A 23,293-nucleotide genomic window follows, 5' to 3' on the forward strand; every position below is an offset into this window, starting at 1 on the left:
CGTCGTGTTAGCTGAAAAACTGCGCAAACGGTTCATTTGGTAAGAAAAAGGCATTGACGCCATACTGACTCAACCGTAATATGCGCCTCGTTCTCTCTCGAAAGAGAAGAACGGCGCGGAGCGGTAGTTCAGTTGGTTAGAATACCTGCCTGTCACGCAGGGGGTCGCGGGTTCGAGCCCCGTCCGTTCCGCCAACATTCAGAAGCCCTGAGTTAGCAATAACTCAGGGCTTCGTTGTTTTTAATCTTTGCTCAATTCGGCTTTGGCAAAGGTGACCGCCTGATTGGCTGCCCATTCTCGGCGGGCAATGATCCGATAGCATCCTCCACCCAACGCAGCACCGATAAACCAACTGAAGTTTGCCACCTCGTGCAAACCCGGTGTGAAGCTGATCGCCAGTCCAATCATCACCGCAGGTACCAGCGCCCAGATCGCATTCGGGTTGAACCCGTTTTTGTACCAGTAGCGACTGGCCGGGGTGGCGTTATACAAATCATCGACATGCAATTCCCCCCGCTTGATGATGTAAAAATCCACCAACAGAATGCCGAACAGTGGGCCGATAAAGGCCGCCAGAACATCCAGTGTGTAATGAATCAACTCGGGCGACTGAAACAGATTCCACGGCGTGAGCAGAAATGAGCCGACGGCGGCAATCATCCCGCCAGTACGGAAGCTGATCTTCTGCGGTGAGCAGTTAGAGAAATCAAATGCTGGTGATACAAAGTTGGCCACAATATTAATGCCAATAGTGGCCACTATCATGGTCAGCAACCCAAGGGCGACGGCAATATCACTGTCGAGACGGGTGACGGTTTCGATGGGATCGGTGATGAGCTGCCCGAACAACGGCAAGGTGCCGGAAACAATCACCACGGTCACCAGCGAAAATAACAGATAGTTAAACGGCAGTCCCCAACGGTTGCCGCGTTGCACCTCGGCAAAACTTTTGCCGTAGCGGGTAAAATCGCCAAAGTTAAGCAGCGGGCCTGAAAAATAAGATACCACTAGCGCAGTGGCGGTTAGCATTAACCAGCCTTGTTCACCGGCACTCAGGTTTTTACTTGTTAGCGTGAGGGAAAGGTTGGAAAAACCGACGCGGTAAATAATCCAGCCCGCCAGCGCGAACATCACCACATACACTGCCGGCCCGGCGATATCGATAAAACGTTTAATGGCCTGCATACCATGCCAAAACACCATTGCTTGCAACAGCCACATGGTGATGTAGCAAAACCATCCAAGCTGCGATAGCCCAAGAAAATGTGATTGGGTCATCGGCTCCAGCGACGGGAAGAATTTCAGCAGTGTCAGCATCAGTGCGTTGGAAGCCAGATAGGTTTGGATGCCGTACCAGGCGAAGGCAATCATGCCACGGATCACCGCGGGAATATTGGCACCAAACACGCCAAACGCCTGGCGGCTTAATACGGCGTAAGGCACGCCGCCAAGTTGGCTGGGTTTGGCCACCAGATTAGCGCAAAACTGTACGATGCAAATTCCTGCCAACAGGCAAATCAGCACCTGCCAGCTCGACAGACCGAGGGCGAAGAAGCTGGCTGCCACCACATAGCCACCCATACTGTGCACATCCGACATCCAGAAAGAAAAGATGTTGTACCAGCTCCAGTTTTGGTCACGCGTAGGTGCCAGGTCATCGTTGCACAGCTTAGGACTGTAGTTTTCATTAGGGTTTGGCATAAATCGTGCTCCTCTCAAGAACGTCACCCGGATGTCGTTATCTGTTTTTGGTAAAGCTTGCTGGGAGGGCTTTTGCAGGATCCAGGCCAGACTGTGTTTTCTTGTATACAAAATATCTATTTTTTGTATACGATTTGGCTATCGAAGGGGACGGGGAGCAGAAAAATGATCGGTATGACGAACGGCGCTAGCGCTGTGTGGCAGGGGCAACAGGCCACTTACTTCATTGAAGATAAAGACGATCATATTTATAACTCGCTGGTGAAAGCCATCGTCGAACACCGGTTGCTGCCCGGCAGTAAACTGCCGGAAGAAGCGCTGGCAGAAACGTTTGGTGTTAGCCGGACCGGCATTCGGCGGGTATTGCAGCGCCTTGCTGCAGTGCAATTGGTCACCCAATTGCCCAAACGTGGTGCACAAGTGGCAACGCCGGGGCAAGACGAAGCTGCTCACGTTTTCCAAACGCGAAAAATGCTGGAGTGTGCCAACCTGCCGCAGGTGATTGCTCACTGCAGTGAAGATCATTTGTTGGCGATGGAAAAGATCGTGGCACAGGAACAGCAGGCGCATCGCGATCAGGACGGGGCTGCGGCGATTCGTCTGTCTGCGTCGTTCCACGTGCAGCTGCAGGCGATTGCCGGCAATCAAGTGCTGACGGAAATGGTTTCACTGCTCACATTGCGCTCATCGTTGGTGATAGCTGTATACGGTTCTCCCTGGCAGCAAGGCTGTCGTTGCCATGATCACAGCGATCTACTGACGTTGTTGCGTGCGAAGGACAGTGCAGCGTTGGCGGCTCACCTGTCCCGCCATTTTGACGATATCGTGGCTAATCTACAGTTTGACCAAGGTGCCAATGAGGCGCCGGATTTCGCCCATATTTTTGCTGCAACCGCATCACGGGAGTCGCTATGACCGCTCGCTGCATTATTCAGGTCATTAATCCGAATACCAGCCTGGCGATGACCGAAACCATAGCCGTCGCTGCTCGCTCGGTAGCCGCTCCGGGTACGGAGATTCTGGCCGTTAGCCCGCAAGCTGGGGCACCGTCGATAGAAGGGCATTTTGACGAAGCCATCGCGGCCATCGGTGTGTTGCAGCAGGTAAAGCTGGGGCGGGAGTCTGGCGTCAGCGGTCATGTCATCGCCTGTTTCGGCGATCCGGGCCTGCTGGCGGCACGTGAACTGGCAAACCGGCCAGTGATTGGGATCGCGGAAGCAGCAATGCATATGGCGACGCTGGTCGCGACGCGTTTTTCCATTGTCACCACGCTGCCGCGCACCTTAGTCATCGCACGGCATTTGTTGCATCAATATGGTTTTGAACGGCACTGTGCCGCGTTGCATGCGATTGATCTACCGGTACTCGCGCTGGAAGATGGCAGTGGTCTGGCTCAGCAAAAAGTGCGTGAACAGTGCATCCGAACAAAACAGCAGGACGGCAGCGGGGCGATTGTGCTCGGTTGTGGAGGGATGGCCGATTTAGCGCGAGAACTGACGTTGGAATTGGGGATCCCGGTGATCGACGGTGTCAGCGCTGCGGTGAAAATGATCGAGTCGCTGCATGCGCTCGGTCTGAGCACCAGTAAACACGGCGATCTGGATTTCCCACAAGCAAAACCCTTGTCCGGCATGTTTAGCAGTTTCAACGGGTAATCAGAAAAGGGAAGCAGCGATGAGTGAGTACCAGTTCAATAAAGATTACCCCCGTGATTTGATCGGCTACGGCGGGCAACCGCCTCATGCTCGTTGGCCCGGACAGGCACGCATCGCAGTGCAGTTTGTCCTCAATTACGAGGAAGGCGCGGAAAATAACGTGCTGCATGGGGATGCGGGTTCTGAACAATTCCTTTCCGATATCATCGGTGCTGCCAGTTATCCCGAGCGGCACATGTCGATGGATTCCCTGTACGAATATGGTTCACGCGCTGGATTCTGGCGTATTCATAATGAGTTTCAGCGTCGTGGCCTGCCGTTGACGGTGTTTGGTGTGGCGATGGCGTTGGCGCGTAACCCGTTGGTGGTTGAATCGATCAAAAACGCCGATTATGACGTAGTCAGCCACGGTTGGCGCTGGATCCACTATCAACATATGGATGAAGCGACCGAACGGCAGCATATGCAGCAGGCCATCACGGTATTGCGTGAGCTGTTCGGCAAGGCTCCACTCGGTTGGTATACCGGCCGCGACAGCCCAAATACCCGTCGGCTGGTGGTGGAACAAGGTGGCCTGTTGTACGACAGCGATTATTACGGTGACGATCTGCCGTTCTGGACCGAGGTGCTGTGTTCAGATGGTGAGAAAAAACCGCATTTGATTGTGCCCTATACCCTGGAAGCCAATGACATGCGTTTTGCCTCACCGCAAGGGTTTAACACCGGAGAGCAGTTCTTCACTTATCTGAAAGACAGCTTTGATGTGTTGTACGCCGAAGGGGCGGAGTCGCCGAAGATGTTGTCGATCGGGATGCATTGCCGCTTACTCGGGCGTCCGGGCAAATTCCGTGCGTTACAACGTTTCCTGGATTATATCGAACAACACGACAGAGTTTGGGTATGCCGGCGGCAAGATATCGCCGATCATTGGCTGGCGCAGCATCCGTTCAAAGGACCGATACGGCCTAATGCTTGTCAGTTAGTGTCTTCCTAAACGTATTGGCAAGGTTTCGGTCGATAAATCTGCGAGGTTTTATGCAGTTTATGTGCCCCGACCGAGCAAGGGACCGTCAGCGCGGTCCCTTGCAACCCGCGCCTTTGCCCTATCAAACGGTTGGCTGCGCCAACTGCCTTCACTTTGTCATGCCGCATCACAGCCGGTTACGACAGGCGTCCCTGCCTGTCTCACCTGAAACCGCCGTCCATGGCGGTTTCGCCTATGCGTCATTCCGGCGTTCAGCGTCCTCAAGGGCGCTCAACCCCGTGCTCATCTCACTATTTCCCTTATTTTCGATAACGTAATGTCAAATATAAGGGATAAGTTTCCCGGTAGTGGCAGATTCAGGTGTTGACCTTGACGCGCATCATCGGCTGCCGAGTAAGACTACGTTGTCAGGGGCAACCGGCCAGGGAAGGCCGGTTGAGGCGAGACTAACAGGGACGTTTGTCGTAGCCGACCCGTCCGACAACGCAGGCGCAGCGAGGGTCCCCGCATAGCGGGCAGGCGGTGTTAAGCGAGGCGCGGGTGGAGGGGCCGCGCCTTTGGCCCCTTCAATTGCCGTTCACTGGAATAGCAAAGAAACACTGGGCATAGACGGCAATTCAGGTTGCACGAAATGGGCATGCATCATTAAAAAATGCCCGTCAGGCTTAACTGACAGGCATTACGATACGACCCTTTTGCCATTCTGTTTGGGCGCATCTATTGCGCCCACAGGATCAGAACAGTACGGAGTAATTCAGACCAAAGGTGCGACCGCGGCCTTTATAGCTGTACAGCTCTGGAGAACCGTAGGTTGGACTATAAAGGATCGGTGCACGTTGGCCCCAGACAGTGGTGTATTCCTTGTCCAGCAGGTTCTCTACACTGAAACTGAGTTTACCCACCGGCAGAGCGTAACTACCGAGGAAATCGATGGTGTTGTAGCCATCAATTTTGCGGCCCTGAGTGGAACCGGCTTTGGTGTAATCACCATCATCCGATACGTCGAAGCTCTGTTGAGACTGCAAACGCAGATTCCAGTCGCCCGGTGCCCAGCCGACATAGGCAGTGACTTTTGATGGGCTTGCAGTGTCCACCAACAGCTTTTTCCACTCGCCGTTGACCTTGGTCTCGGAGCGGATGAAATTGAAGTTGGTACCCGCGCTCCAGTCACTGTCTTCGAAGAAGTAATCAACCGCGCCTTCTACCCCATAAATACGACGCTTATCCGAATTGACGTTGATAGTCATGTCGGTTTTATTGATTGAAATACTCTTATCGGACAGTGAGTAGTAGCCGGCGATCTGCGTGCGCAGATTATCGCCGGTATAGCGCCAGCCGAGCTCATAGGAGTTAACCTTGATCCCTTCCAGCTTGGAATCGCCGACGTTGACGCTTTTGTTCAACTGATAGTGGCCGTTGTTCAGCGAATAAGTGCCGTTGCCGTAATATTTGCCCGGATCCGGGATTTCATAGCCCTGCGAGAAGTTGATCCAGGTCTGTTGGCGTTCGGTCAGGTGCGCCAGCAGGCCGGCGTTGAACAGGGCGTTGTTATAGTCGGTTTTCCCACCTGGGATCGCGTCCGCGGAGGTCGCGCCGCCGGTGGCGATGGCTTGCTGTTGGCTATAGCCAACAAAGTCATCAATCTTGTTTTCAGTGTACTGATAACGCACACCGCCGCTTAGGGTAAAGATAGGGTTGATATCGTAACTGGCCTGCATGAACGTGGCCAGGTTGCTGGTGGTATAACCCGGATAGCGACCGGTGTTATAGGCATTCTCCAGCGTCATGCCGCCAGATTGCTGTGCCTTCGCCAGATTGAAGAACTGCTGGTTGGAATTAAATGTTTCATGCTCGGCGTCGATGCCATAGGTCAGCGTCAGGGCGTCGATCGGTTTGCTGTTCAGCGTCAGCTTGCCGCCGTAAAAGTCGGTTTTCTGCTGTGAGGCGCCGATGCTGCTGACGTAGTAGTTCGGTGCTTTGCCCGCCAGCGTCGGGAACGGGTAGAAGGTCAGCGATTCATCGCGATAATAAACCTGCGCCACCAGATCCTGCCCGAGGAAATCGGTGTTGGAGTACTGCAGGTTAATCAGGTGACGTTCAGTACCTGGAATACGATCCGAATTCAGGTTACCGCTGTTATACGCTTTGGCGTTGCCGGTCACTGCGGAGAAATTTTCTCCCAGGAACAAACCGTGGTCGCCATCGGACTGGCTTTTGTAATACTGGGTAGTCAGTTGCAGCTGCTGGTGGTCGTCGATATTGATGGTGCCGGTACCCATCACGTCGAGACGATCGGAATACTGCAGGCCAGTCTGGGTATTGTCGATCAGGACTTCATTGCCCTTGCCATCGTACCAACCGCCATAACGTTGGTAAGAGACTGACAGACGGCCCGAGGCATTATCGTTACCGCCGCTGACTGCCGCCGCGACGTTCTCGTCGTGGTCGTTATGGCCGCCAAAGCCGGTTTTGCCACCGATCTGCAACTCAACCTGCTGCTCTTTCTGGCCTTTTTTGGTGACGATGTTGATCAAACCGCCGGTACTGCCGCCGCCGTACAGCGAGGTGGCACCGGAGATCACTTCAATGTGGTCGATGTTAAAGGGATCGATCGAATCCAACTGGCGGCTGTCGCTGCGTGAAGAATTCAAACGCACGCCGTCGATCATCACCATCATTGAACGACCGCGCAGGTTCATGCCGTAGTTGGTACGGCCCTGGCCACTGACGTCCATTCCTGGGATCAATTGCGCCAGCATGTCCTTGATCTCTTTGCCACCCTGTACCTGCTGCTCAATTTCCTGGCTCTCAATCACCCAGGTAGTCTGTGCCATTTCTGCCACGGTACGGTGTGAGCGACTGGCGGAAACCACCATCTGCTCTTCGCTTTTTTGTTCTTCTGCCCAGGCTGCGGCTGGTGCGAGCATCGCCAGCAGACAAGGATTTAATACCCAGAGGTGTTTACGCTTCATCATTATTATCTTCCAGTGTTTCCCATCATTGGTGTGTAGTTAAAATTCGGTGTAATTGAGCATGACGTGATCGGCACGGGCTGGTGTGCCCGGTTGCCGACTGCGCCATTGGATCACCGCCGGGGTGGACGTTAAATCGAACTGGTCGTGTCCTAAAGCCCGGTTAAGAATACGAGCCGACCGCCAGGCCATCAGGCTGAGCTGGGGTTCGGCGATGCCGTGACTGTGCATGCCGGCGTTAACGGCAAACAGGCAGTTTTCCTTGGGACCTTGCCACTCAAGGGTGAAGTCGGGGGCCACACGGTACTGATCATCGGCGGTGGTTAGCAGACGTTCTGCCAGCGGTTCAAGGAATGCGGGGCGATCCTGCTGGTAGCCTGTGGCGAAGATCACCACATCGGTATCGAAGGTTTCTTTGCCCTGATCGAGATGATGGTGGGTCACCAACTGCCAGCCGTTGCCTGTGGCTTGGATCGCGGCCAGCGAGCGGCTTGGCAACAGGTGTGCCCAGGGTTTTTCACGCAACACTTCAAACTGGTGATACATCGCGCGGTAAATTGCTAACAGCGAGTCGCTGGTGATGCCATCGGAGGTCATCTTCTGCTCGGTCAGCATGCGCTGCTTGGCACTGTCGTTTAGGCCGTAGAAGCTGTCAACGTAGTCCGGGGTGAAGTACTCGTTGGCGAAGGCGGCTTCATCCAATGCGTTATAGTTGTTGCGACGTGAGATCCAGTTCAACTGCGCTGGTTGGCCCCATTCGGCACGGAAAATGTTCAGGAACAGGTCCGCACCGCTCTGGCCGCCGCCGACGATGGTGACGCGTTTGCCGGTCAAGTCCGGGTTGCGCAGCGTCATCTCACTGGCATGGAAGCAGCGATCGTTTTGTTCGGTGACGCAGTCTGGCAGCTTGATGCGTTTGCCAATGCCCAGACAGACGTGACGTGCCCGGTAGGTGGCACGTTGGGTGGTGACGACAAATTGGCGCTGCTGGTCGTCAAAGTCCACGCTTTGAATGTCTTGGCTGAACTCGAGCGATTTCAGCCCATTGGCGGCCCAATCCAGGTAGTCGGCGAACTCCTCACGCGACACCGTGCGCAGCTCGGTGGTCAGGAAGCGGTAAAATTTCTTCCGCTTCACCAAATAGTTAATAAAGCTGTAGGGATTCGTGGGCGATACCGCACTGACCAGATCTTTCAGGAAACTGGTCTGCATATGGCAATCCGGCACCATCATGCCGGGATGCCAGGAAAAATGGGGTTTGCGCTCGAGAAATTTACTGTTAAAACCGGCAACTTCGCTGCCGAGTGCGGCAATACTGAGGTTGAACGGACCGATGCCAATGCCGATGAAATCCAGAGGCTGATTCATTGGGCAAACTCCTTGGTGACCAGGTAAAGAGGGTTATCCAGATCCTGCAGATAGTTTGGCAACATGCGGCTGCCGCCATCCTGCTCTGAGTAGGTGAGTTTCACCGGGTTGAGCACCACGCGAATGATTTGTGGTTTAAACAGATCAAAGAGAGCAAAGCGTTCTGCCATGTCTGGGTGTTGAGCCATATAGCTGTTCAACACGTGCGCCAGCAGTTGATAGAAGCGGGTTTCGCTGATTCCACAGGCTCGCATCAGCGGCGAAATAAAACGCAGCACAGTAACGAAATGCCCGGTTTGTAAGTCATGGATCAGGTAGTCGGCAGACAGACGTACGGTGACATCCTTCACGACTTTCGGTAGCGACGCCGCTTCAGGGAAGTCTTGATCAACCAAACGCATATCGCCCTGGAAGTCTTTTAACAGCACGCGCTGTGGCACATGGTCCTTCATCACCAGCGTGATGTTCTGCCCATGGGCGATCAGGGCCACGCCATAGCGGCACATCAGGTGGTACATCGGCAACACCACTACGCTGAACATCTGTTGCAGCCAGGCTTCAGCACTCAGGCCGGAGCGGGCGATATAGGCGGCGATCAGTGGTTGGCCGTGGTTGTCGGTTTCCATCAGTGTCGCCATCAAAATGGCTTGCTCATCTTCTTGCAGATAGCAAGATGGGTTTTCACGCCAGATTACGCCGAGCATTTCCTGATACCGATAGGGTGCTTTGGCCAAAGAAGCGTAGGTTGGGTGTGTCATATAACCTGCCGCCGGTTCGCCAAGGATCTCGGCGCCGCTGGCGTGTAGTGTGCTGTCCTCGGTAAAAATCTGCTGTAACCAGCGCGATGCGGCCGGCCCGGCGCTGATGTATTTACCCGGAATACCGCGATAACACGAGGTATTGTAAATGGTCAGCGGCAGCTTAATGTCGAATGCGGAGCGGCGGCTGATGTTGGTCAGGGTACGCAACGATTGCTGTGCCAAATAGTTGTCGCCGAATTCACCCAGCTCCACCAGTTCGCCTTCGGCCAGTTGTGGCAGGAAGTGCAAGGCAATCTTTTGCTGCCACTGCCACGGATGCAGCGGCACCGGGATCCAGTCATGGGTCAGTCTCAGTTCGCGCCAACGGCGGTCAAAACGCTGGCGTTCGGCACTATCCATCGCACTGCTAAGCAGATTTTCCAGTGGATACTCTTCGTCGGCACACCAGACGAAGCTGCCACGCTTGGCTGCTACCCAGTGCAGTCGGAACTGCCCCTGATACTCTGGCGCATACTGCTGTAATGCGGTCAGCCCCCAGCCACGGCGGCCTTTGTTGAACACAAATTTGGGATGCCCGGCTAACAGACATTGCAGTGCATCAGCGTCCAGCGCGATCAAATCCTGCGCGCTCATGCCATGACGGGCGGACAGCAGCTGCATATCACCGCGCAGCGTGGCGTACAGATCTTCCAAATGTTCGGCAATCTGCGCATCGTCCATTTTCAGCACCAGCGCTAACTGACGCAGCGTTTGGTCGGCGGCTAATGGGGTTTTATCGCAGGCCAGCGTAGCCGGATCGATATGCAGCCAACCCCAGATACCGCGTTCAGCGCTAAAACTGTAGTGGGCATCGCCCAGCGTGATGTGCCATTGCCCATTATGCTGTTCAGCATGCAGCGTGCGCTCGTATTCCAGCTCGGCGAGGATTTTGGCGATCATTTGGCGGTTAACACGTGGCCAGTCGACATAATCAGTGGTGATCATACTGAAGCCCCCCGGAAGAATTCATCACGTTGATTCATGATCAAACGTGAACGCTTATGCGGGAAATCAAACTCTTTGACGGTGTGGTAACCCGCAGTTGGCAGATGACGGAACAGGCGCTGGTTATCCGCGCGTGGTTCTGCAACGATACGAGTGGTGCGCGGTTCGTCCAGATACAGGTAATGCGTCAGGCCACGCAGCCAACTGCGGATGTAGTGTGCGCCGCGACAGTCTTCTTCACCGACCAGCATGTGCAGCCCACGGTCGAATGGCTGCCAGCGGTAGTGACGACCGATACGGTCCTCGGGGGCCCAATAGACTTCGAAATAGCCGAATGGGCGATCATCAAAGCAACCCAGCAGGGGATAGCAGTAACTGGAGTCCAGTTGACGTTGCAGATAGGCAGCCTGAGTCTCAAGTGGGCCGCTCATTTCCCAGAATGCGTCGACGCGGGGTGAGTTCATCCAGCGGGTGAACTGTTCGGCGTCGCGTTCCACTTCTGGCAGACGGAAACTGAGGGTTTTCTTCAACTGGGGATCGTAACGGCGATACACTTCCCCGCTGGGCCGTGCCGGGCGTTGCGGGAACCACAGGCTGCGTTCGGCGTCATACTGCATTTTCCCGGACGCAGCGTGGCGTTCGGCACCCAGCCACAGTGGCAGTTGATAAAAGGTGTCGCGTGCCAGGTAGTCACTGTTAGCCAAGGCAAATAGCACCTGCGCTTGCGGTTCTTCGCACCATTGCGCATAGGGCAATGTGATACCGCTAAGTTGCGGTGCCGCGACCAGTAATTGATCCAGCGCCTGCACTAACCAACCTTGCGGAAGCTGCCCCGGATAGTGCAGCACGGCACTGCCGTCCAGGCCCAGCCCGAGTTGCAGCTCCTTTTCCAGCTGCTCGCAGCGAAAACCGCTGCCGGCATGCATCAGTTTGGCGTGCGGCATCATTGGGTCGCCCCCTGGCGCAGCGGGTTGACGAAGTCGAAGTAAATCACCGCCGGATCGACGATAGTATTTTCGTTATGGTCGTGCAGGTAACAGAAGAAATTGCCTTTGCAGTTCCAATGACTGCTGTCGAGCACGTAGTCCAGGCACAGAGTATTTTTTGCATTGGCGCGCAGGCCGCTCAGTGCATCGCGCACCCGTGCCATCAGCTGTTCTTCACTGTCGAAACCGGCCGCTGCCAGTGCAGCGGTGACCGCCAGGCTGGAATTAACCAAGAGGTAGTAAGGGAAGTAACGTAACAGTTGTTGCTCACTGAAGCGGTTTTCCGCATCGGCCTCGCCAATCTCGTCTAACCAGGGGCCGGCATCGCGGGTAAAGCCGCTGCCCTGACAGTCGCGGTACAGCATGCCGATCGGCAGGTCTTGCTGCATCTCTACCAGAATATTTTGCTGGTGGGCCAGAAGAACCAGTCCGTAATCGGCTTCGGTGCTGAATAGCGGCAGTAAGACGTGTTGGCAATAAGCATCCAGCCAGGTATGGGCGGCCTGTTGCAATGGCAGGTTCAGGCGAGTGGCTAAACGGCGCACGGCTGCAGCCAGCAAGCTGTCGCCGCCGTCCGGTGCAGCTTGGGTCAAGGTCACCAGCACATTGGTCTGGTTTTCCGCTTGATCGAATAACAGGTTATCGCGCAGCGCCATCAAGCTTTCTTCCTGAATCGTCCCGTCCGCAGAACGCAAACCGGCCCAGCCGTCTTCCTGCATCACACGGAAGGTCGGATAACGTGCCTGCAAGTGCTGCCAGCGTGGTGTTTGTGCTAAACGGGCCAAACGGATGCCACGCTTCACTTCTTTTACCGACAGGGTACGCACTGAATTGGTCAGGCGTACGCTGAGGGAGAACTTGATCATGTCGCGGTTGCTGGCGCTGTACAGCGAACGAGAGGAGCTGGTTGGTAACCAACGTTCACCGGCTTCACCCAGATCGCGGAGCAGCCCCTGAGTCACCAGATCTTGGCACCAGACTTGCGTTAGCAAATGATCGGCTTGCCACGGATGCATCGGCAACAACCAGACGTCATCGGTAAAGTGTGCCAACAGCTGCGGGGCACTTTCGGCAGCAAAACGTTGCAGGCGTTGTTGCAGTGTCAGATTAAGACTCTCACCGCACAGCTGACGTTTATCGACAGCAAACCAACGCAGTGGGAAACGGGCGCCAAAGTCTGGCAGGTAACGGCGCGCCTGCTGCTCATTGAAGGGCTCATGGGATTTGGGGGCCGGGTGGAAGGCGTGGCCGACCAGCAGCCCTTGTTCCGCTTGGGCGAAGTTCAATGGCTGGTCGCGCAGTGCAGGCCAGTCCAGACGAACAGTGATCGCCTGTTGGGTATTATCATGACTTTCCAGCACACGCTGGCGGAAGCGGGCTACCACGTCATCCGACAATTCACCTTTCACCGAAGGTTTCTCCAGCAACAGGGTGACCAGTTGCTCTACGCTCAGCGCAACGCCTGCTCCGTCGTCCTGCTGATGCAGACGTGCCGGGAACAGATATTGGTGATGCTGAGTGGGGGAGGTATGGCGTAACGCGATGCGAATAGCCTGAGAAGACGAAAGTGGAATGTGGAGTTGTGGATGCTGTTGGTGGTTGGCTGGCGGAATGATTTGCCAGTCCCGAGTTTCACGCATCAATGCGTTGAGAAAACATTGGGCAGCCACGTCGGTCGTCGCGGTTTCAAACTGGATTGTCATGATCCCATTTCACTGTTTGAATCAATTGAGAATGATTCTTATATCAATAATATTTATTGTTATCAATCGTCCTATGATACAATTTTTCAATGAATTGAACATAACCTTATAATTTTATTAACGGTAAATTTACGTTTGATGCATATTTCTTCTCCCCCTAAATCACCGACAATTGGGAATACGTCTCCTTCCAATTGGCCTCTGGCGCTTTGTGCCGGGCTGTTGGGCATCGGGCAAAACGGCCTGTTGGTGGCATTGCCGGTGTTGGTGGGCATGACCCAATTATCGCTTTCGGTCTGGGCTGGGCTATTGACGCTCGGCTCAATGCTATTTCTGGTCGGTTCGCCATGGTGGGGCCGGCAGTCTGAAATTCGGGGCTGCAAGTTTGTGGTAACCATGGCATTAGCAGGGTATTTGTTCAGTTTTGCTTTACTGGCCTTGGCCGTTTGGGGGCTGTCTGCCGGTTGGCTTTCACCGATGGTGGGGCTAGGTGGACTGATCGTGGCAAGAATTATCTATGGTTTGACGGTATCGGGTATGGTGCCTGCCAGCCAGACATGGGCGTTGCAGCGTGCGGGTTACGAACAGCGCATGTCGGCACTGGCGACCATCAGCTCCGGTCTGAGTTGCGGGAGGCTGCTTGGGCCGCTGTGCGCAGCATTGGCATTGTCGATTCATCCGATGGCGCCGTTGTGGCTGATGGCTATTGCACCATTGATTGCCTTGCTGGTGGTATGCCGCCAGCACAACGATCCGCCGTTGCCGCCAGTCGCGCATCAGCAAAATCGGCTGCGTCTCAATATGGCACCTTATTTACTGTGCGCATTGTTGTTGGCTGCGTCCGTTAGCCTGATGCAACTGGGGCTGGCACCACATTTGACGCGTTTGTTTAGCCACTCTGCCACCACCGTCAGCCATCATGTGGCGGTATTGCTGAGCGTCGCTGCGGCCTGTACGTTGTTGGCGCAGTTCCTGATCGTGCGCCCACAGCGCTTTAGCGCGCCGCAGCTACTGTTGATTGCGGCAGTATTGATGGTGGTGGGGCTGGGCCTGATGTGTGCTCAACCGTTGGCGCTATTTTATACCGGCTGTGCGCTGGCCTCCTTTGGCGCCGCCATGGCAACGCCGGGTTATCAGTTGATGCTGAACGATAAATTATCTACCGGCAAAGGGTCAGGGGCGATCGCAACCAGTCATACGTTGGGTTATGGTCTGAGTGCACTGATGGTGCCGGTGGTGGCAAAGTTTTATGGTGAGTCGCAGCTGATCGCGGCGGCTCTGACGATGGCGGTCCTGCTGGGGGGTATCAGCGGCTGGCTATGGCACCAGCACCGCATCCAGGTAAATTCTGCGGGAGAGTAAGCATTATGTCCGGCGTATCAAGCTACAGAATTTTTGATATCACACTGAAAGTAAAAGAGAATGTATCGCCTTCCTTGCTGCGCTGCGTTTTTGAGGGACCGGACGTCCACCGCATGAAGCTGGAAGCGCCGGATCAGCGCATCAAACTGTTGTTCCCGGCCGAGGAGGGGCAGAACCTACGCCTGGAAAACAGTGACGACTGGTATCGGGACTATATGGCGATACCGAAAGCACAGCGTCCGGTGATGCGCACTTATACGTTGCGCGCGTTACGGGTCGAACAGAACCAAATGGACGTCGAGTTTGTACTGCATGGTGTGAACGGGCCGGCTTCCGCGTGGGCGACGCATGCCAAACCAGGAGATACCATTCAGACGGTGGCACCCAATGCCGATTTCGACGGTGACAGCGGCGGCTACGAATGGGCACCGCCGAGTGCGTTGCAACAAGCTCTGCTGATCGCCGACGAAACGGCCGTGCCGGCGGCGGTGGGCATTCTGGAGCAGTTGGCGCAGCAGGCCAACCCGCCACGGGTGCAGGCGTTTCTTGAAGTGCCGGTCGCGGGTGACTGCCTGAATATGGACCGCTTCCCGTTTGCCGAGGTGTATTGGTTACCGCGTGACGTGGGACATCAGCAGATGCATGGCACCTTGTTGGTGGAATCGGTGCGCCAACGGGTACATATTCCCGAATCGGCGCGGACGCAAGCGCAGTCGCTGGCGGAAAACAGTCTGGGCGGCGATCTGCTGTGGGAACGAGCCGAAGGGGCGAAAAGCTTCTACGCCTGGGTTGCGGCAGAGTCTTCCGCGGTGAAGGCGTTACGCCGTTATCTGATTGGCGAACGCGATCTCGATCGTTCCACCGTTAACTTTATGGCGTACTGGTGTTGATATCAGCATTAAACGGGGCGCGAGCGCCCCGTTTGCCTTACGCCATCAAACTCACATGCGCGGCGACGATGCGCCAACCGCAGGGCAGTTTGACCCAGGTTTGCATCTGACGGCCAATGCGTTCGCTACCAGGTCGGCGAAATTCGGTGCTGGCCACCGCCATATCGTCACCGTAGGTGGTGATCACGGTGTTCTCAAGCAGACGTTCCAGTCCTTTTGAGGGCCGCTGCTGGCGGAAGTCGCGGATCTGATCGATACCGTACAAATTCTCCGTCGCGCCATAACGAACGGTACGCCCGTCGTGCCAAAACAGTTCATCCAATACGTCAATATCGTTGCTAATCAACGCCTGCTCATAGCGGTAAAAGGCGGCGTTCACCTCTGCCAAAACCGCTGGACGATCAATATAGTCACTCTTCATCAGTTAATCCTGTTTCCCCGGTAAAACACAGGCCGCCACGCCGCGTTGTTCCAGCGCATAGGCGGCGCGCAATGCCAGATCCTCGCGCCACGGCGGGGCGATCAGTTGCAGACCAATCGGCAGGCCAGAGGCCGTTTTCAGCGGCACGGTCACTACCGGTAAGCCGAGGAAGGAGATCGGTTGTGTCAACATCCCCATATTGGCACGGATGGGCAGATCGGCACCGTTTATGCGCATGGTTTCCTGACCAATGGCTGTAGCACTGCACGGTGTTGCTGGGGCGATCAGAATGTCCCAGTGTTCAAACAACGGCAATACCTGCTGTTGGAAATGGGAGCGGAAGCGTTGTGCCTGCACATACCAAGCGGCAGGCAGCATGGCACCGGCCAACAAGCGTTCACGTGACAATGGCTCAAAGCGTTCAGGGTGACTACGCAGCAGTGGCAGGTAGTGGTTACCTCCCTCCGCGGCAGTGAGAATAAACGCGGCAGAACGCGCCAGTTCAGCCTGTGGCAATTCGACTTCGGCGATGGCTTCAAGTGCCTGTGCGACTTGCAAGACCGCCGCTTTTGCGTCGTCATCGCACCATTGCTGAAAATATCCCGCCAGTACTGCACAACGCAGGCCCTGTTGTCCACGCGGCAGCAGTGACTCGGTTTGGGTGATCGGTTTTTCTGCCTGAAAGCGATCTTCGATATCGGTGCCTTGCATCACGTCATATACCGCCGCCAGATCACGCACCCGACGTGCAAAGGGACCGACATGATCCAGACTGGCGATAAAGGGTTGGCTGCCACTCCGCGACAAGCGACCAAAGGTAGGTTTTAGGCCAAAGATGCCGCACAACGAAGAGGGCACACGTATTGAACCGTTGGTATCGCTGCCGAGTGAGAATGTCACCAACCCGGCGGCGACGGCTGCCGCTGAACCGCCAGAAGAGCCGCCGGCAATGCGTGTGGTGTCGTGTGGGTTGCGTGTCGCGCCATAGTGACTATTTTCGGTGGTAAAGCCATAGGCATAGGCATCCATATTCAGCATGCCGGAGAGCAACGCACCCTGTGTCGCCAGCTTGTTCACCACCCAGGCATCCTGTTTGGCGGGCGGGTTATCGCAAAACAGGCTGGCACCGGCCAGGGTGGTCTCCCCGGTGACATCGAACAGGTTTTTCACTGCATAAGGAATGGCTGCCAGCGTCGGCAAAACCTGGCCCTTGGCGCGGATGCGATCAATATGATCGGCCTCACTCAACATACGTTCGCGGGTGATGTGGGTGTAGGCGTTCAACGAAGGATTGAGCTCATCGAGACTTTCCAGCGTTTGCTGGGCGATCTCTCGGGCAGACATCGCACCTTGGTTCAAAGCGGCGCGAATCTCGGCGATCGACAAAGCGCTTAATGGATTCATGCTCGATATACCCCGGCAATTTCCAGGCGCTGATCAAGCGGCAAGGCCATCAGCGGTTCCGCCATCGCGGCGATGCGGTTGAACTGGGCCAACAGTTCTTGGCGGCGTACGTCATCCAGTTCCAGGGCCAATATGGCTTCCATCTGGCTGATATAGGCTGCCCAGTCGGCGGCAAGTGGATTGTTCATTGTGTCCCCTTCTTGATAGCGCGATTAGAAGCCAGCGGCGCTGCCGTTGCTGCGTGGATCAAAAGCGCCTTCGAGCATGCCGTTAGTATGGCGAACAATGGCGCCGGCGTGGCCGACGGCTTCGCTAAAGTCAGGCAGCAGCTCCACGTCGTGTCCGCGTTGACGTAAATAGCTCACGGTTTCCTCGGTGAAGCGCCCTTCAAGCTTCAACGAGTCAGAGCTTTCGCCCCAGGTGCGGCCGAGTAACCAGCGTGGGGCACTGATCGCCTGTTGCAGCGGTAATCCCTGCACCACATGGCGGACAAAAACTGCCGCCTGGGTCTGCGGTTGACCATCCCCTCCCATTGAGCCATACACCAGAGTGCGCCCGTCATACAAACGTGCGGCCGCCGGGTTCAGGGTGTGGAACGGTTGTTTACCCGGTGCCAGTGCCAATAGGTGGGCAGCATCCAAACTGAAAGAGGCGCCGCGGTTTTGCCACAGTACGCCGCTGTGTGGCAGCACTACGCCACTGCCGAATTCGTGATAAATGCTTTGGATAAAGGACACCGCCAGGCCGCTGCTGTCCATAACGCCCATCCAGACGGTATCGCCGGGGCCTTTACCTTTCCCCCAGTTAGCAGCCTGTTCAGGATCGATGTGTTTGGCCAGTGCATCCAGGTGCTCGGTGGTCAGCAATGCCTGTGGATCCTGTGTCATCTGACGTGGGTCTGTGATGAATTGGTCGCGCAGACTGAAGGCCAACTTGGTGGCTTCAACAATCCCATGGATGACAGCACCTTCGCTGCGGCTGGCGAGCGGCAGGCGGTCAGTCAGCCCGAGGATCGCCAGCGATACCAGGCCCTGAGTCGGCGGTGTCAGGTTAAAAACTTCGCCTTTCTGATGTTCAAGCCGCAACGGTGTACGGCGGCGTGGGCGATAATCTGCGAGATCCTGCGCGGTGAGTGGCATGCCGAGCCTGGCCATATCAGCCGCCATATCCAGCGCCAGTGGGCCGCGATAGAAACTGTCCAAACCCTCTTCGGCCAGCGTAATCAACGTATCCGCCAACTGTGGCTGGCAGAAGCGTTGCCCGGCGTGAGGTATTTCGCCATGCGGCAGGTAAGTGCGGGAAAAGCATTCCAGATTTGCCAGCTCAGAGTATTTGCTACGCGTGGCGGCCTCTTGCGAAGCAGTAACCGGAATGCCATCTGCGGCGTAGCGAATGGCATCTGCCAGCAGGCGCGGGAGCGGTAATTGTTCGCCACCAAGTTCGGCGGAATAATCCAACGCTTCCTGCCAGCCGCCAACGGTACCCGCGACAGTCAGTGCCGCTTTGGGACCCCGATGCGGTATGTGGCTTTCACCTGCGTAAAAATCCAGTGTGGCTAAAGAGCCTGCTGCCCCACTGGCATCGATCGCCACTGGATCGCCTTGTGGGGGAACGATCAACCAGAAGCCGTCGCCCCCCAAGCCGTTCATGTGTGGGTAGACTACGGCGATAGTGGCGGCAGCGGCGACCATCGCTTCAATCGCGTTTCCGCCTTCACGCAGTACCGCCAGTGCACTTTCGCTGGCGAGGTGGTGCGGTGTAACAGCCATGCCCAATGGCGCTGTGTTGCTGTTAATCATCTTTGGCCCTTGTTTGAGGTCAGCGTCTGCCTCAAACACAAGCAAGAGATGTTCCATGTTTTCGTTAAGGGCAATAATCGCTTGCCAGCAGGTGGATTGGGCATGCTATGTTCCGCTGAAACAAAGGTTACAATCCCCGTCATATTTCACATGGCCGTGGTGTTATCTTCCTCGCTCACTCCAGTGACTAAGCTTCTGGGGGATTGGTTATTGCCTGGCCGTACGTTGAAATCTATTGGGGAAAGCAGGAGTAGCAATGAAGCAGATTGATGAACGCCTGCGCGGTGAATATCCACGGCTCACGCCGCAGGAGCAGCGGGTGGCCGACTTTATTTTTGACCACTTTGATGACTTGATCAGCTACAACAGTGCTGAGCTAGCACGCTTGAGCGGCGTGTCCAAAGCTACGGTCAGCCGCTTGTTCAAACGCCTGGGCTACCCAAGCTACCGCGCTATGCGTGATGAGTTGCGCACCCTGCGTCAGAGCGGTATGCCGTTGACTGATAACCGTGATGCGGTGCAGGGCAACACCTTGCTGGCGCGGCACTACAAACAGGAAATGGCCAATCTCACCGACTGGGTAAACCACATTGATACCAATCAGTTCACTGCGGTGATCGCCGCTTTGGTGCAGGCGCGGCGTGTGGTGCTGATGGGGTTTCGCAACAGCTATCCGGTGGCGATGCACCTGCGCCAACAACTGATGCAAGTGCGGGAACAGGTCTTACTGGTGCCGCAGCCTGGCCAGACTTTGGCAGAAGAGTTGGTTGATCTGGATAAACGGGATGTGGCCGTGGTGGTGGCGTTTCGTCGCAGACCGCGTCAGTTGCGTGCACTGTTAACACAATTACAGGTTCAACAGGTGCCGACACTGCTGGTGTGTGAACCGCAGGCGCAGTCATTGATCCCGCTGGCGAGCTGGCATCTGGCGACGCCCCTCGACAGTGTTTCTGCTTTCGACAGTTATTCTGCGGCGATGAGTTTGGCTAACCTGATGAGCAATGCCTTGCTGCATGAGACCCTGGCGCAAGGCCGTCAACGCATTCACCAGATCGCTGACTTGTATAGCGATTTGGATGAGCTGGAACAGCGCTGACTTCAGCGCTATTTTGGTGCTTTCGCACTTTGATGGTGCGCTATTTTCCCGTTTGATTGATTGGCCTTGCCGTGACCACGGTAGGGTGACTCCTCTCCTAATGCCCTAACTTACGGGCAGTAACACCGAACATTCCCGATGCTGTTAATTGGCACATTAGTTGCAAAGTGATAATCAAAGAATCTTTTGTTTCATCATTTCACCATCGGGGATAATCTATGAACTTCAAGAAAATCGGTGTAGTGGCGTTAGGTGCGGTGCTGCTAATGGCGCAGGCCGCGACGGCGATGGCGGATCAACTGCATGACATCCAGCAGCGCGGTGTGCTGCGTGTGGCTGTACCCCAGGATTTCCCACCGTTTGGTTCGGTGGGGACCGATTTACAGCCGCAGGGTTATGACATCGATATGGCGCAATATCTGGCCGACAAGATGAAACTTAAGTTGCAATTGGTGCCAGTCACCAGCGCCAACCGCGTGCCCTACCTGCAGACCAACAAGGTCGATTTGGTGATTTCCAGCCTGGGTAAAAATGCGGAGCGTGAGAAGGCGATTGCCTTTAGCCGCACCTATGCGCCGTTCTTCCTTGGCGTGTTTGGCCCGAAAGCGTCGGCGCTGGCGGACGCCGCGCAGCTGGACGGTAAAACCATTGGCGTGACACGCGGTGCGGTGGAAGACATGGTGCTGAGCGACACCGCGCCGAAGGGCGCGCAGATCAAGCGATATGAAGATAACAACACCACGCTGTCGGCTTATCTGTCCGGTCAGGTGCAATACATCGCTACCGGTAATCTGGTGGTGAGCGCCATTGCGCGACAGAATCCGACTCATGCACCAGTAGCCAAATTTATGCTTAAAGATTCACCGTGCTACGTGGGGTTGCGTTTGGGCGAGCCAGCGTTGAAAGCAAAAGTGGATGAACTGATTGAACAGGCGTTGAAAGACAACACCCTTAATGGTTTGTCGGAAAAATGGCTGAAAGCGCCATTGCCTGCCAACTTTGGCGCATAACGGGGACGCCTGATGACCTATCAGCTTAACTTTCCTGCTCTGTGGCCTTATCTGCCCGAATTGCTGACCGGCCTGCTGACCACCATTGAGCTGACGGCCATGGCCACGGTGATGGGCGTTGCACTGGGTATTTTTGGTGCAGCGCTCCGTAGCGGCAAAGCTAACCTGCCCAGCCGTCTTTGGGGTGTTTACGTTGAGATCGTGCGCAATACGCCGTTCGTGGTGCAACTGTTCTTCATTGTATTTGGTCTGCCCAGTTTGGGATGGAAACTGACCGCCGGCCAGGCGGCATTACTGGCGATGGTGGTTAACCTGGGCGCTTACAGTACCGAAATCATCCGTGCAGGTATTCAGGTAACGCCGAAAGGCCAGTGGGAAGCGGGGCGGGTACTGGGATTCAGCCGTAGCCAAACGTTTTTGCGCATCGTGTTGCCGCCGTCGCTTCAGCGGATTTATCCGGCGCTGGTTAGTCAGTGCATTATTGTCATGCTGGGGTCATCGGTGGTGTCACAGGTGTCGTTCGAAGAACTGACGTTTGCAGCCAACCTGATTCAGTCGCGTACCTTCCTCAGTTTTGAGGTGTATCTGGTAACGGCGCTGTTTTATCTGCTGTTATCCATACTGATGCGCCAGCTGTTGCTGGCCGCCGGACGCCGTTTTCTAGGGAGCCAAAGCTGATGCTGACGTTTACCGATTGGGACATTGTACGCAATCTGCTGCTGGCGGCACGCTGGACGCTGTTGTTATCACTAACGGCATTTATTGGCGGCACCCTGGTGACCTTGCCGCTGTTGTTGCTACGCCTGAGCAAACGTAAGTGGGCGCTGCGGTTTGTTCGCGGTTATTCCGAGCTGTTTCAGGGCACGCCGCTGCTGATGCAGCTATTCCTGGCCTTTTTTGGGCTGGCACTATTTGGCATTGATGTTAGCCCCTGGACCGCGGCCGCGCTGGCATTGACGTTATTCACCAGCGCTTTTCTGGTGGATATCTGGTCTGGCAGCATCGCCGCATTGCCGAAAGGCCAGTGGGAGGCGTCACGCTGCCTCGGGCTGAGCTTTGGCCAGACGCTGGCGCGGGTGGTGGTGCCACAGGCAGTACGTATCGCCATCGCACCTACCGTCGGTTTTTCGGTTCAGGTGGTCAAGGGGACCGCACTGGCGTCGATCATTGGTTTCGTCGAACTGACCAAGGCCGGCACCATGTTGAATAACGTCACTTATCAACCGTTTAAAGTTTTTGGCCTGGTCGCTCTGGGGTACTTCCTGATGTGCTACCCATTGTCGCGCTACAGCCATTATCTGGAGAAGAAATTCCATGCCGCTCATCACAATTAATCAGGTTCAAAAGTATTACGGTCAGAACCATGTGCTGAAGGGCGTGGATCTGGATATTGATATGGGGCAGGTGATTTCGATCATCGGTCGCAGCGGTTCCGGTAAAAGCACGTTGTTACGCTGCATCAACGGGTTGGAAGGTTATCAGGAAGGCAGTATCAAACTGGGCGGTATGACGGTGACCGATCGCGATTCACAGGCGCGTGAAATCAGCCACTCCATTGGCATGGTGTTCCAGAACTTCAATTTATTCCCACACATGACCGCGCTGGAGAACGTGATGCTGGCGCCGCGCCGAGTGCTGAAGAAAAGCCCGGCCGAATGCCGCGGGCTGGCGGAAGAGATGTTGAATAAAGTCGGGCTGGGCGAACGTATGCATTATTCGCCGGCCAACCTTTCAGGTGGACAGCAGCAGCGGGTGGCGATTGCCCGGGCATTGGCGATGAACCCGAAGGTTTTGCTGTGTGACGAAATTACCTCTGCGTTGGATCCTGAGCTGGTGGGCGAAGTGCTAAAAGTGCTGGAGCAACTGGCCAAAGAGGGGATGACGCTGATCCTGGTGACTCATGAAATGAACTTTGCCCGTGAAGTCGGTGATCGGGTGGTGTTTATGCACCAGGGAAAAGTATGGGAACAGGGTGACAGCCGTACGTTATTTGCCAACCCGCAAACGCAGGAATTAAAACAGTTTATTGCGTCGGTCCGCGGTCTGTCCGAACTCTGATAAGCGTAAATCTCTACCCAATAGATTTCAAGAGGCAGGAAGGCAGCAACGCAGCGAGTCCCTCCTGGGAGCGTACAAGTAGTACGTGACCACGGTGAGCGAGGAAAGCCAACGCATCTGCAACTTGAAAGATGAAGG

General features: G+C 55.5%; 20 protein-coding genes and 1 tRNA gene. 11 read left to right on the forward strand and 10 right to left on the reverse strand.

What is annotated here, in order from left to right:
* Window positions 1-117 precede the first annotated feature (117 nt).
* Window positions 118-194 (forward strand) — tRNA-Asp (locus SGR01S_RS22390).
* 46 nt (window positions 195-240) lie between these two features.
* On the opposite strand, the gene SGR01S_RS22395 is transcribed toward SGR01S_RS22390, so the two are convergent.
* A complete protein-coding gene (locus tag SGR01S_RS22395; protein WP_061808635.1) occupies window positions 241-1,701 on the reverse strand; it encodes an NCS1 family nucleobase:cation symporter-1 in 1,461 nt (486 codons plus the stop codon).
* Between the two features lie 165 nt (window positions 1,702-1,866).
* On the opposite strand from SGR01S_RS22395, the gene SGR01S_RS22400 reads away from it, so the two are divergent.
* From SGR01S_RS22400 to puuE, 3 genes are read left to right on the forward strand one after another with little or no spacing between them, the layout of a single operon-like run.
* On the forward strand, window positions 1,867-2,616 hold the full coding sequence (locus SGR01S_RS22400; protein ID WP_061808636.1) for a GntR family transcriptional regulator: 750 nt from the start codon (window positions 1,867-1,869) through the stop codon (window positions 2,614-2,616).
* Window positions 2,613-3,356, forward strand: a complete 744-nt coding sequence (hpxA, locus tag SGR01S_RS22405; RefSeq protein ID WP_061808637.1) for an allantoin racemase — start codon at window positions 2,613-2,615, stop codon at window positions 3,354-3,356. Before SGR01S_RS22400 ends, hpxA begins: the two co-directional genes overlap by 4 nt.
* 19 nt (window positions 3,357-3,375) lie before the next feature.
* Complete coding sequence (gene puuE, locus SGR01S_RS22410) at window positions 3,376-4,350, forward strand: allantoinase PuuE (protein ID WP_061808638.1); 975 nt, start codon at window positions 3,376-3,378, stop codon at window positions 4,348-4,350.
* A 725-nt stretch (window positions 4,351-5,075) separates the two neighbouring features.
* On the opposite strand, the gene SGR01S_RS22415 is transcribed toward puuE, so the two are convergent.
* Genes SGR01S_RS22415 through SGR01S_RS22435 form a run of 5 tightly spaced genes read right to left on the reverse strand, consistent with a single transcriptional unit; the run spans window position 5,076 to window position 13,115 of the window.
* On the reverse strand, window positions 5,076-7,313 hold the full coding sequence (locus tag SGR01S_RS22415; RefSeq protein WP_037423078.1) for a TonB-dependent siderophore receptor: 2,238 nt from the start codon (window positions 7,311-7,313) through the stop codon (window positions 5,076-5,078).
* A 39-nt stretch (window positions 7,314-7,352) separates the two neighbouring features.
* On the reverse strand, window positions 7,353-8,681 hold the full coding sequence (locus SGR01S_RS22420; protein WP_061808639.1) for a lysine N(6)-hydroxylase/L-ornithine N(5)-oxygenase family protein: 1,329 nt from the start codon (window positions 8,679-8,681) through the stop codon (window positions 7,353-7,355).
* Window positions 8,678-10,426: an IucA/IucC family protein gene (gene iucC, locus SGR01S_RS22425; RefSeq protein ID WP_061808640.1), complete on the reverse strand. Its 1,749-nt coding sequence runs from the start codon at window positions 10,424-10,426 to the stop codon at window positions 8,678-8,680. The genes SGR01S_RS22420 and iucC overlap by 4 nt, the downstream gene beginning before the upstream one ends.
* Window positions 10,423-11,373 (reverse strand): GNAT family N-acetyltransferase, encoded by a 951-nt coding sequence (locus SGR01S_RS22430; RefSeq protein WP_037422982.1) that lies wholly within the window; start codon window positions 11,371-11,373, stop codon window positions 10,423-10,425. Before SGR01S_RS22430 ends, iucC begins: the two co-directional genes overlap by 4 nt.
* Window positions 11,370-13,115: an IucA/IucC family protein gene (locus tag SGR01S_RS22435; RefSeq protein ID WP_061808641.1), complete on the reverse strand. Its 1,746-nt coding sequence runs from the start codon at window positions 13,113-13,115 to the stop codon at window positions 11,370-11,372. The genes SGR01S_RS22430 and SGR01S_RS22435 overlap by 4 nt, the downstream gene beginning before the upstream one ends.
* Before the next feature lie 138 nt (window positions 13,116-13,253).
* Here SGR01S_RS22435 and SGR01S_RS22440 point away from each other — a divergent pair, with 138 nt between their 5' ends.
* Together SGR01S_RS22440 and SGR01S_RS22445 are read left to right on the forward strand one after the other, a co-directional pair.
* Window positions 13,254-14,477 (forward strand): MFS transporter, encoded by a 1,224-nt coding sequence (locus SGR01S_RS22440; RefSeq protein WP_061808642.1) that lies wholly within the window; start codon window positions 13,254-13,256, stop codon window positions 14,475-14,477.
* A gap of 5 nt (window positions 14,478-14,482) precedes the next feature.
* Entirely contained in the window at window positions 14,483-15,367 is an 885-nt protein-coding gene (locus tag SGR01S_RS22445; protein WP_061808643.1) for a siderophore-interacting protein, read from the forward strand.
* 37 nt (window positions 15,368-15,404) lie between these two features.
* Here SGR01S_RS22445 and hpxZ read toward each other — a convergent pair whose 3' ends face one another.
* The 4 genes from hpxZ to SGR01S_RS22465 are packed head-to-tail and all read right to left on the reverse strand — an operon-like array spanning window position 15,405 to window position 18,991.
* Window positions 15,405-15,788: an oxalurate catabolism protein HpxZ gene (hpxZ, locus tag SGR01S_RS22450; protein ID WP_037422993.1), complete on the reverse strand. Its 384-nt coding sequence runs from the start codon at window positions 15,786-15,788 to the stop codon at window positions 15,405-15,407.
* 3 nt (window positions 15,789-15,791) lie between these two features.
* On the reverse strand, window positions 15,792-17,192 hold the full coding sequence (locus SGR01S_RS22455) for an AtzE family amidohydrolase (RefSeq protein ID WP_061808644.1): 1,401 nt from the start codon (window positions 17,190-17,192) through the stop codon (window positions 15,792-15,794).
* Entirely contained in the window at window positions 17,189-17,380 is a 192-nt protein-coding gene (hpxX, locus tag SGR01S_RS22460) for an oxalurate catabolism protein HpxX (RefSeq protein WP_037422999.1), read from the reverse strand. The genes SGR01S_RS22455 and hpxX overlap by 4 nt, the downstream gene beginning before the upstream one ends.
* Before the next feature lie 24 nt (window positions 17,381-17,404).
* Window positions 17,405-18,991 carry a gamma-glutamyltransferase family protein gene (locus tag SGR01S_RS22465; protein ID WP_061808659.1) on the reverse strand — a complete coding sequence of 529 codons (1,587 nt, stop codon included), beginning with the start codon at window positions 18,989-18,991 and terminating at the stop codon, window positions 17,405-17,407.
* A 256-nt stretch (window positions 18,992-19,247) separates the two neighbouring features.
* On the opposite strand from SGR01S_RS22465, the gene SGR01S_RS22470 reads away from it, so the two are divergent.
* The 5 genes from SGR01S_RS22470 (at window position 19,248) to SGR01S_RS22490 (ending at window position 23,155) form a co-directional block, all read left to right on the forward strand.
* A complete protein-coding gene (locus SGR01S_RS22470) occupies window positions 19,248-20,087 on the forward strand; it encodes a MurR/RpiR family transcriptional regulator (protein ID WP_061808645.1) in 840 nt (279 codons plus the stop codon).
* 218 nt (window positions 20,088-20,305) lie between these two features.
* The gene (locus SGR01S_RS22475) at window positions 20,306-21,097 is read left to right on the forward strand and encodes a transporter substrate-binding domain-containing protein (protein WP_037423006.1); all 792 of its coding nucleotides are present in this window, start codon (window positions 20,306-20,308) and stop codon (window positions 21,095-21,097) included.
* Between the two features lie 12 nt (window positions 21,098-21,109).
* Complete coding sequence (locus SGR01S_RS22480) at window positions 21,110-21,775, forward strand: amino acid ABC transporter permease (RefSeq protein ID WP_061808646.1); 666 nt, start codon at window positions 21,110-21,112, stop codon at window positions 21,773-21,775.
* Complete coding sequence (locus SGR01S_RS22485) at window positions 21,775-22,431, forward strand: amino acid ABC transporter permease (protein ID WP_037423012.1); 657 nt, start codon at window positions 21,775-21,777, stop codon at window positions 22,429-22,431. Before SGR01S_RS22480 ends, SGR01S_RS22485 begins: the two co-directional genes overlap by 1 nt.
* Window positions 22,412-23,155 (forward strand): amino acid ABC transporter ATP-binding protein, encoded by a 744-nt coding sequence (locus tag SGR01S_RS22490; RefSeq protein WP_061808647.1) that lies wholly within the window; start codon window positions 22,412-22,414, stop codon window positions 23,153-23,155. Before SGR01S_RS22485 ends, SGR01S_RS22490 begins: the two co-directional genes overlap by 20 nt.
* The last annotated feature ends 138 nt before the right edge of the window (window positions 23,156-23,293 follow it).

It is taken from the genome of Serratia grimesii NBRC 13537 (assembly GCF_001590905.1).
Classification (GTDB): Bacteria; Pseudomonadota; Gammaproteobacteria; order Enterobacterales; family Enterobacteriaceae; genus Serratia; species Serratia grimesii.